Below are 9,863 nucleotides of genomic sequence, written 5' to 3' on the forward strand. Positions count from 1 at the left end.
ACCCCCTAACCGAAAGGAGTTGATCCCACATGGCGATCGACGCATTCAAACCAGAAGTATGGTCCGCCGAGCTGCTCGTTGCACTCGAAAAGGCCCTCGTGTACGCAGCGCCCGGTGTCGTAAACCGTGACTACGAGGGAGAAATCTCTCAGTTCGGTGACACGGTTCGCATTACGTCGCTGGCCGACCCGACCATCGGCACGTACACGCCGCACACTGACATCGTCATTGAAGATGTCGATGACAGCAACCTGCTGCTGCTCATCAACCAGTCGAAGTACTTCGCGTTCTCGGTCGATGACATCGAAGCACGTCAGGCCCGCGGCGGAGTTCTCTCCGAGCAGGCCCGCAAGGCCGCGTACAAGCTGCGCGACATTGCCGACCAGTACGTCGCCAGCCTCATGGCTGCCGGTGTTGACGCGGGCAACCTGATTGCCGAGTCGACCGTCACCGCGTCGAACGCTTACGACAAGCTCGTTGACCTGTCTGTAATTCTGGACGAGGACAACGTGCCGACCGAGGGCCGCTTCGCCGTCGTTACTCCGAAGTTCCGCGGGCTCCTGCTCAAGGACTCGCGCTTCATTGCTTCGGGCGACTCTTCGGGTGCCAGCGTTCGCGCTAACGGCCTGATCGGTGAGGCTGCCGGCTTCTCCCTCCGCGTGTCGAACAACGCCCCTGACGGCCCCGGTGTCGGAGCTGGAAAGCTCATCATCGCCGGTTCCGACATGGCCACGACCTACGCCGAGCAGATTGCAAAGACCGAGGCGACCCGCAAGGAAAAGGGCTTCGCTGACATCGTCAAGGGCCTGCACCTTTACGGCTCCAAGGTTGTCCGTCCGACTGCTCTGGCTGCGGCTGACGTAATCATCTAATGCCGAAGATCAAGGGTCCTAATGGGCTCGTGTTCGAGGTGTCTGATGTTGTGGCTGAGTCTCTGCTCAAGAACGTGGACGACTACGTGATTGTGGCGGAACCGAAGCCAAAGGCTGTACCCGCGGCAAAGAAATAGGAGTAAAAAGTGGACGCATTCGCTACATTTACGGAGCTGGGCGTGCGACTCGGTCGTGTCTTCACGACCGCCGAGCAGGCTTGGATTACGGTCCTGTTGCAGGATGCGTCCACTTACCTCCGCGAGGACGTTATCGGGGCGCAGGTTTTCCCCCAGTCGACGGCCACGTTCAAAGCGTGGCCTGATGGCGGTCGGGTGGATCTGCCTGCGCACCCGGTGGTGTCTGTTGGATCTGTAACTCGTGACGGTTTGGCAATCACATTTGAGCGGCGCGACTCGGCCGTGTACGTCAACGGCAGCGAGCTAGTGGAGATCACTTTCACCTACGGGCACGCGGCCGCCCCTGACGGCTTGAAGCGATGGACTATGGTCCTCGTGTCTCAGGTCCTGCTGCCGCTCGAGCTCAAACTAGGCCTTACTGCTGGCGGCCTGTCCTCGGTCGCCATCGATGACTTCAAGGCTGCGTTTGCGGATGCTGGCGAGTCGACGGGTATCAGCCTGTCAGACCGCAACGTTGAGATGATCCGGCGCCAATACAGCACGGGCACTCATGTTGTGGGGATGCGGTGAGTATCCTCGGCGGGGCCCTGGCAATGGGTCGCGCGCAGGCAAACGCCCGCATGTCCGAATCCGTCACGGTCACAACCACCACCCCCGGCACGACCATGGACGAGACCACGGGCACCTACCCCGATGTCATTGTCTCCCATTACGCAGGCATCGCCCGCATCAAGTACCCAACACTTACTGTCTCCGAGAAAACGCCTGTGGGGCAGACTCTGGCCGCGCAGGATGTGACTCTGCACCTTCCCGTTGGCCTTGCGTCTCAGGTGAGTGTCGATGACGTAGTGACGGTGACGGGTTCGACCGTCGACTCTGATCTCATCGGCTGCGTGTTCCGCATCAAGGGACTCGCGCAGGCTGGTCAAGTCTCCGCGCACCGTTTCCCCCTTCGGAGCGACTCGTGAGCCCCGATTTCAACTTTGACGAGCTTCGTTCACTCTCCGCGGATCTCGGCAAGGTCGCCAACAACACCGGCCCATTCATTAACTCCGCGTTCCAGTTCACGTCTGTTCTGATTCGGGATGCGGCGCGTGATTCTGTCAAGTCTGGTAGCAACCAGTGGCGCGCTCTCCCCTCAGCGATCGACTACGAGATCACGGTCGGCGCAAATGGCACCGGCTCGGTGATCGAATCCGAGATCGGTTACAACAAAGACAGAGCCGCGGGCAAGCTCGGAAACATTCGCGAGTTCGGCAGCCCATCAGTCGCCCCCCACCTCGACCTGCAGACGGCCCTCACTGACAACGAAGCCGACTTTGAAAAGGGCATCACGCAGGCCATTGACGACGCATTGAAAGCGGGTGGCCTTTGAGGAAGCACACCACGTGGCTCAAGTCACGCATCCAGACGATCTCGGCGTTCGCATCCAACACGTTCGTCACGACTGCCCCTCCGAACACCCCCCTGCCCTACGTCCTAATCCATCCCAGCGATGGCACGGACCGATCCGATCGTCTAGCAGGTCCGAACGCGGTGCAGAATCCGCGCTGGGTAATCCACAGTGTCGGCTCTACTTACGATCAGTGTGCGTGGGCTGCTGAGCAAGTCAAGGCCGTTCTGGTCGTCGCTGGCCTCGGTGTCACGCCGACGATCACGGGCGAGCGTGCTGGTCGTGTCTGGTATTCAGTGCCGCAGCCCGTGCAGACCGACGATGACGTAACGCCGCCGCTGATATTCCATACGGCCGAGTGCGGATTCGAGTCCACGCTCACCGCGTAAACCATACCAATCGCACTAACTAAGGCATCCGATACCGGGTGCCTTTTTTGTGCCCAAAATCTCCTCCTGTATCTCAGGGGGCCACTACCCCGATAAGGGGAAAACCGAAAGGAATACCCCCATGGCTGATGTCGCCGAGACTCAGAATGGCCCAAGTGCCATTGACCAGACAGGCAATCTCACGATCTGGGCTATTGCTGGCCGCACAATTTCGCAGAGCGCACCCTCGATCGCGCTGATCGGTGGCACGTCGTGCTTTCGCGTCACGTACTCGTTCACAACGGGCGGCTGGGTACTCACCGCGCCACAGGAGAAGCCGACCGACGAACGTCTGACGGCACTCCAAATCCGCGAGTCGCTGGGTCGTATTACTCCGACGCTCGCAGATCTCGGCTATGTGGATTCGTCCGACTCTGGTTCTGCTGCCGTGGTCCTCGCTGCTGGTGGCCTCTTCCAGTTCATCGAGCGCCGCAACGTGCCACAGACGACTCTTGCTGTCGTCGCACAGAAGGTTCGCGTGATCAACGTGAATCTTGGCCCGCAGGCTTCTGGCCCGACTGACGGTACGGGCAAGTTCACCTACACGCAGGCAGCTGCGATGGATTCGCTGGGCTCGCTCGTCGCGTTCGTCGCGTAACCACCAACCACCCCCAGGGCGTCTTTCACCGGAGCGCTCTGGGGGTTCCACTCTTCCGGTGAAGAAATCCGGTGAAGGATTATGACCTCTCTCTCTGACAAGATCGCAGCCGCGAAGGCTGCACCCCGCGACCACCTCGACGTAACGGTGTCGCTCAACAAGGACATGTCCGAAGCTGTCGAAGCTCTCACTGCTGAACTGGCAACGGCGAAGAAGTCGAACGATGACCGTCTCGGCGCCCCGACTGCCGCGTCTATTGTGCAGGAGAAGATCGACGCGGTTCTGTCCGAGGCTGTCGATCAGCTCGTGACGATGCGGTTTACACAACTGCCCGGCGACGAGTGGCGCGTACTTACGCAGATGTGCCCGCCGAACCCGGAGTTGATTCTGGATCGGCGCCTTGGCTATTCGGTGATTGACACGTGCAAGCTTGCCGCGCAGTACGAAGACAAGGCGGGTCGGTTCTACGGTCACGTTGTCGACGGTGATGAGCTGACCGTGCCGATCGCGCACAAGGTGACGAAGACAAACCCTGACCCCACGAACGAGTGGCAGGACATGTACTCGCTGATGAGCGGTCCCGAGTTCACCGCGATCGTGGATACCATCTACGCGCTGAACGTCGACGCGCCGATCAAGCGATTGAACGCTGTAAAAAATCACTCGGCGAGTCTGACCGCCTAAGGCAGACCGCAAAGCTCGCCGTTACGTCTGGCGTTTCCCCGCGCCGGCTGAACGGCTGGGAGCCGTCGACAACGACCAACTACGAGTACGAAAATGGCGTACTAGTCCGGTCGACGACCACATCTGAACCCGAGTTCAACGACGACGACCTCGACCTCATGCTGGCGTCGGTCGCGTTCGAGGCGTCCATAGGTCGCAACGGCCACCTGCTCAGCCACACGATGAGCCCCGAGGCCGACCCGACCAACTACGAGTCCACGCTGCGATACGTCCCTCACGGCCCGTTCTGGGATTGGGACGAGAAAGCCCGGCTGGACGATATCGACCGCTACAAGGATGCGTTCCCGAAGGATTCGCCGCCGAACTTGAACGGTGCCTATTGGGTCACTGAAGAGGTCGGCGAGCTATCGGGCTATTCGCGCGATTAGTGATGCGACTGCGGTAGCCGCAGCGAGCATGAGCAACCTAATGCCGACATCTACGACCGGCGGCACCATGCCAAGCAGGCCGACAAGTGCGATCACGCACGCGAGTACGGCGATAGCCCCAGCGATCCGCAAAAGGATCACGGGCACGGTGCGACGAGCGACATTCCCCTGATTAGTCATGGCCCGAGGCTACACCAACAACTCAATACCGGAGGTTCCCCTTGGCGGATCGTACAGTTCGCGTCTCATTGACGGCGCAGGTCACCGGCTACTTGCAGGGGATGGAGAAGGCCCGCAAGGCCACCTCTGACGCGGGCACAGCTGCCGAGAAGGCCGCACGCCAGGTCGAAGAGCAGAACCAGGCGATGCAGTCGGCGGGCCGCGGACTGATGGCTGTCGGTGTTGTCGCAATCGCAGCCACCGCTCTCTCGGTCAAGGCTGCTATCGGCTGGCAGTCGGCATGGGCTGGAGTCACGAAGACCGTGAGCGGCACCCCTGCCGAACTGGCAAAGGTTGAAGAAGGCCTACGCACACTCGCGAAGACGCTCCCGTCGTCGCACGACGAGATCGCGGCTGTGGCTGAGGCTGCCGGCCAGCTCGGTATTAAGACCGGATCTGTCGTCGCGTTCACAAACACGATGATCGACCTTGGCGAGACGACTAACCTATCCGCAGATCAGGCGGCGACTTCCCTCGCTCGGTTCATGAACATCATGGGCACGTCTCAAGAGGACGTTTCTCGACTCGGCTCCACGATCGTAGCGCTGGGTAACAACTACGCCACGACTGAGGCTGAGATCGTCGCTATGTCGATGCGGCTTGCTGGTGCCGGTCGACAGATCGGGCTATCCGAGGGCGAAGTGCTCGGCCTATCCACGGCTCTCTCATCGGTCGGTATTGAGGCTGAGGCTGGCGGCTCGGCGTTCTCGACTCTCATGGTGAACATCGCCTCTGAGGTCGAAACGGGCGGCGACAAGCTTGACCTGTTCGCGAAGACCAGTGGAAAGTCTGCGGAAGATTTCGCCGCGCAGTGGAAGTCTGACCCCGCCGAAGCACTCGCCGGATTTATTGAAGGATTGGGCGGCGTCGAAGAACAGGGCGGGTCAACACTTCAGACGCTCGCAGACCTCGGCGTAACTGAGATCCGCATGCGTGACGCTTTGCTGCGTGCCTCGGCTGCCAGTGACATGTTCACCGGTGCGATGAATGACGGCAACACCGCGTTCGATGAGAACAACGCATTGGCCGCTGAGGCTGCCCAGCGTTACGCAACGGTTGAGTCTCAACTTCAGGTCATGTCGAACCGCGTATCTGATGCTGCGATCTCATTCGGGCAGGTGTTCCTGCCGGCTGTGTCTGCTGCGTCTGAGGGCATCGGCGACATGGCTGATTTCCTCGGCGCGCTCGACCCGAAGATGCAAGGTGCCATTGCGACCGTCGCGCTTCTCGGCGGCGGTGTCGCCCTCGCTGGCGGCGTCTTCCTGCTAGCACTTCCAAAGATCGCCGCCTTCCAGGTGTCGCTCGGCATTCTGGCCACATCTTCCATGCCCGCTGTGGCCGCTTCGGCTGCCGGAATGATGGCGGCGACCACTCGTGCCACAACCGCAATGGCTGCCAGCGCCAAGTTCATGACCGGCCCGTGGGGTCTGGCCATCGCAGCCTCGGCGGTCGGTATCGGTGCCCTGACCAGCTACCTCGACAGCCTCAGGGACTCCGCAGCCGAAGTCGAAAACAGCATGAAGACGGCTAGGACTGCCGCCGATATTTTCGAGAGCGTCGGCAATGGTCGCGAGTGGACCGCTGCCGCAGATGTAACCGCGCAACTCAACGACCTGCCGAAACTCCTTCAGGAAGCGGCCAATCAAAGCAGCAATCTGTGGGATCGGGTCAGCGGACGCGAGTACCACGGCGCAATTATTGCGCTCAAGGACATCGGTGAAGAGCTGGCCGATACTGCGCGCGTGGATCTGCCAGAGGCTCAGCGCCAATTCGCATTGCTCGCGGCCGAAACCGATGGCACTGACCAGTCGCTCTGGCGTCTGCTGGCGTCCATGCCCGCGTATAAGGATGCGCTAACTGAGCAGGCGAGTGCGCAGGACATCAATGTCAACTCGACCAGCGAGGCCACGAACAAGACTAACTTGTTGAAGCTTGCGAACAGGCAGGCTGCTCCGGTCGCCCTGACCGCTGCCGAAGCCTACCTGGCCGCAGCTGACGAAACGGCGGGTCTGAGTGGTGAGCTGACTACTCTCATTGACACGCTCAACGAGGCCAACGGTGTCGGGCAGGATGCCATCTCGCAGAACATCAATTACCAGAGTGCGCTTGCTGATGTTGACGCGCAGATCGCGGAGATCGCGAAGGGCACTGAGGGTTATTCCCTCGGGGTCAACGCGAACACCGAGGCGGGCCGGACCAACCTGGGAATGCTGAACGATCTGGCGAGCAGTTCGCAGGATGCGGCCAAAGCGCAGCACGATCTCGACAACGATACGGCGAACTATAAGACGACGCTCGAAGCGGGGCGTCAGGCTGTTATTGACCGGGCGGTTGCGCTGGGGGCGACGGCTGACGAGGCGCAGATTTTGGCGGACAAGATTTACGCCATTCCGTCCGATAAGCAATTCACGATGATCGCGCAAACGGCTGAGGCAACCGACAAGCTCGCCCGATTCCTGCGCGACCTGAACAACATTCCGGGTCGCCGCGACGTAGTGATCAATCAGGTTGTCAGGCAGACCGGCGCTGCTCGTGGTGAGGTCGCTGCCGCTTACGGCCGGGCAACGGGTGGCACCGTCTACGGCCCAGGTACCGGCACGTCTGACTCGATCCCCGTGATGCTCTCAAACGGTGAGGAAGTCACCCGCGCATCCATGGCCGAGAAGTATCGCCCGCTCTTGAAGGCGATCAACGCTGACCGGGTGCCGGGTTACGCAAGCGGCGGCAGCGTCGGGTACGCAACAGCCCCGCAGTACGTCACACAGGGCGGCGGGTGGCGTGATCCCGGCGCATCTATGAGCACTACGGACCAGTCAACACAAATCACGATTCAGGGTGACGTCGGGTACGACCCGGAGACCATTGCTCGTGAAATTACTCGTGAGAAGCGTAAAGCCAATGCTGGCGCCGGAATTGGAAGGGTCGTGGTGGCATGACTGCTTTTGGGTGGGTTGGTATTGACGCGTCAGTGTGGGACTTGGGTGATGGCCCAGTAGCTTTGCGTCCCGGCCTGATGGGTTTGATGGACCCGGAGTCAGAGTTTTTTGGTCGCTCGACTCCGGCGTTGCATGGGCGTCGGATAACCGGTCACCGCCATTTGTCTCGGCGCGTGTTTTGGCCGTTGGTCATTCCGGGCCTGTCGGGCTTGGATTGGCTGACAAAGCGTCGGGAGTTTTTCGATAGCTTGTCGTATTCGACCGATGGCACTTTCACGGTCACCGCTGAGGACGGTTCGATTCGCACCATTGCTTTGCATTTGGGTGCACAGTCCGATCGCGGGTACGACATTGATCCCGCCCTGGTTCCGCTCGAGCGTCTTAATGTTGAGTTGGTGGCGGATGATCCTTGGTGGAATGGCCCGCTGGTGCTATCCGAGTTCGCGCCGGTTGAGGATGTTCTGCCGTTTTTTGCTACGACTTCGGATCGGGTTTTCAACCTGATGTCGTCGTCCACAGTGGCGTCGGCAACAGTGTCGAATCCGGGTGATGTTGAGGCGTGGCCGAAGTATACGATCACGGGTCCGGTGTCGGAGTTCAGTTCGACTATTTCGGGTGGTGTGGTGTCGTCGGTGACGAATGTGATCGATGGCGCCGTGTTGGTGATTGATACTGACCCGACTGTGCAAATCGCGACTCTGACGGTGGGTGGTGTGGTTACGAATGTGACCCGCGATCTGGTGGGGGTGGATTGGCGCCCGGTGCCAGCTGGCGGGTCGGTCGCTTTGGATGTGACGTTGATTGGTACTGGTTCGTTAGTGGTGTCGTTTTTGCCACGTTTTTATAGGGCGTGGTGAGATGGATAATCCGTTTGAGATTACTGTGTTCGACAAGTTTTTTGTTCGGCAGGGGTGGGTTACTGATCCGGTGTATGTGACTTTCACGCCACGGTTCAACGCGCAGGGGTCGGCGGAGTTGCAGTTCAACGCGGACGATCCGATTCTGGAGTTTGTGTTGGCTGCGGGTGCCCGGTTGAGGGTTACGTATTTGGGTTCCCATTTGATGTCTGGGCGGGTGCGTGCGCGTCAGGGTGGTTTTGTGGCGTCTGGGACTGTGACGGTTCAACTGTTGGATGATTGGGTTTTGTTGTCGCAGACGCAGGCGTGGGTGGTTCCTGCTGCGGTTACAACCTCGTCTGGGGCTTTGGCACCTACGGTGTTGACGGACTCGGCCCAAACGCGGGTTAGCGTCCCAGTGAGTGAGGGTGCGTGGGTTGCACGTCCGACACCCGGCGGCTACTGGGCATCGGTCGCATGGGCGCCTGAGTTGGGCCTGTTCTGTGCAGTCGGCAGTGACACCACTCCCGGTGGCCGTGTCATGACCTCCCTGGACGGGAGTACATGGACAGAGCGAACATCTGCTGCCCCCGCTAACTATTGGCTCTCGGTCGCATGGTCACCTGAGTTGGGCCTGTTCTGTGCGGTCGGCTCCACTCTCGCCAGCACCTACGTGATGACTTCCCCGGACGGGATATCGTGGACTTCGCGTACGTCAGTTGGTGCCGACAGGTGGTCCTCGGTCGCATGGGCGCCCCAGTTGAGCCTTTTCTGTGCAGTCGGCTACTACAGCCAGGTCACTGGCGGCATGGTGATGACTTCCCCTGATGGGATCAACTGGACTTCGCGCACTTCTGCCGCCGCAAGTAATGAGTGGCTCTCGGTCGTGTGGTCTCCCGAGTTGGGGCTTTTCTGTGCGGTCGGCCGGTACAGCCTCGGTAATCGTGTGATGACTTCTCCAAATGGGATCACGTGGACGGCACGCACGTCTGCAGCCGACAACGACTGGAGTTCGGTCACGTGGTCCCCGGAGCTAAGTCTATTTTGTGCGGTCAGTAGCACTGGTAACGCGAATAATGTCATGACCTCCCCTAATGGGGTCACGTGGACTTCACGCATTCCCGCAAACTACAACGGCTGGACCTCGGTCGCGTGGTCCCCCTATCTGGGCCTGCTTTGTGCGGTCGGTTCCAGCGGCACCGGTTCCCGGGTAATGACTTCCCCGGACGGTGTGTGAGCTGCCGCGGGGATTTCGGACAGCGGAATTAGTGGTTTCTTCTACGCTGCCAGGGCTGGCTTTTCATAACCGTAGTGCACTTCGTTAGGCCGTCG

The 9,863-nt window shown here is 60.3% G+C and carries 10 protein-coding genes; all 10 read left to right on the forward strand.

Annotated elements, in window-relative coordinates:
• Window positions 1-29 precede the first annotated feature (29 nt).
• Window positions 30-872 carry a P22 phage major capsid protein family protein gene (locus E3T43_RS01255; protein WP_134471038.1) on the forward strand — a complete coding sequence of 281 codons (843 nt, stop codon included), beginning with the start codon at window positions 30-32 and terminating at the stop codon, window positions 870-872.
• Window positions 872-1,009 carry a hypothetical protein gene (locus tag E3T43_RS18615; RefSeq protein ID WP_166790199.1) on the forward strand — a complete coding sequence of 46 codons (138 nt, stop codon included), beginning with the start codon at window positions 872-874 and terminating at the stop codon, window positions 1,007-1,009. The genes E3T43_RS01255 and E3T43_RS18615 overlap by 1 nt, the downstream gene beginning before the upstream one ends.
• 9 nt (window positions 1,010-1,018) lie before the next feature.
• Entirely contained in the window at window positions 1,019-1,579 is a 561-nt protein-coding gene (locus tag E3T43_RS01260; protein ID WP_134471039.1) for a hypothetical protein, read from the forward strand.
• Window positions 1,576-1,977, forward strand: coding sequence for a DUF6093 family protein (locus tag E3T43_RS01265; RefSeq protein ID WP_134471040.1), 402 nt, complete (start codon window positions 1,576-1,578; stop codon window positions 1,975-1,977). Before E3T43_RS01260 ends, E3T43_RS01265 begins: the two co-directional genes overlap by 4 nt.
• Window positions 1,974-2,384 carry a hypothetical protein gene (locus E3T43_RS01270; protein ID WP_134471041.1) on the forward strand — a complete coding sequence of 137 codons (411 nt, stop codon included), beginning with the start codon at window positions 1,974-1,976 and terminating at the stop codon, window positions 2,382-2,384. The genes E3T43_RS01265 and E3T43_RS01270 overlap by 4 nt, the downstream gene beginning before the upstream one ends.
• A 528-nt stretch (window positions 2,385-2,912) precedes the next feature.
• Window positions 2,913-3,428 (forward strand): hypothetical protein, encoded by a 516-nt coding sequence (locus E3T43_RS01280; protein ID WP_134471042.1) that lies wholly within the window; start codon window positions 2,913-2,915, stop codon window positions 3,426-3,428.
• Between the two features lie 81 nt (window positions 3,429-3,509).
• A complete protein-coding gene (locus E3T43_RS01285; RefSeq protein WP_134471043.1) occupies window positions 3,510-4,112 on the forward strand; it encodes a hypothetical protein in 603 nt (200 codons plus the stop codon).
• A gap of 158 nt (window positions 4,113-4,270) precedes the next feature.
• On the forward strand, window positions 4,271-4,540 hold the full coding sequence (locus tag E3T43_RS01290; RefSeq protein WP_134471044.1) for a hypothetical protein: 270 nt from the start codon (window positions 4,271-4,273) through the stop codon (window positions 4,538-4,540).
• Window positions 4,541-4,761: 221 nt separating this feature from the next.
• Complete coding sequence (locus E3T43_RS01295; protein ID WP_134471045.1) at window positions 4,762-7,695, forward strand: phage tail tape measure protein; 2,934 nt, start codon at window positions 4,762-4,764, stop codon at window positions 7,693-7,695.
• Entirely contained in the window at window positions 7,692-8,552 is an 861-nt protein-coding gene (locus tag E3T43_RS01300) for a hypothetical protein (RefSeq protein WP_134471046.1), read from the forward strand. Before E3T43_RS01295 ends, E3T43_RS01300 begins: the two co-directional genes overlap by 4 nt.
• Window positions 8,553-9,863: the final 1,311 nt, after the last annotated feature.

The sequence above is a fragment of the Cryobacterium sp. Hh7 genome (assembly GCF_004403155.1).
Classification (GTDB): Bacteria; Actinomycetota; Actinomycetes; order Actinomycetales; family Microbacteriaceae; genus Cryobacterium; species Cryobacterium levicorallinum.

Bases quoted from the DNA above. Each gene is read 5' to 3' on its own strand.
- E3T43_RS01280 (WP_134471042.1), top strand. From the start codon at position 2,913: ATGGCTGATGTCGCCGAGACTCAGAATGGCCCAAGTGCCATTGACCAG.
- E3T43_RS18615 (WP_166790199.1), top strand. From the start codon at position 872: ATGCCGAAGATCAAGGGTCCTAATGGGCTCGTGTTCGAGGTGTCTGAT.
- E3T43_RS01290 (WP_134471044.1), top strand. From the start codon at position 4,271: ATGCTGGCGTCGGTCGCGTTCGAGGCGTCCATAGGTCGCAACGGCCAC.
- E3T43_RS01255 (WP_134471038.1), top strand. From the start codon at position 30: ATGGCGATCGACGCATTCAAACCAGAAGTATGGTCCGCCGAGCTGCTC.
- E3T43_RS01300 (WP_134471046.1), top strand. From the start codon at position 7,692: ATGACTGCTTTTGGGTGGGTTGGTATTGACGCGTCAGTGTGGGACTTG.
- E3T43_RS01285 (WP_134471043.1), top strand. From the start codon at position 3,510: ATGACCTCTCTCTCTGACAAGATCGCAGCCGCGAAGGCTGCACCCCGC.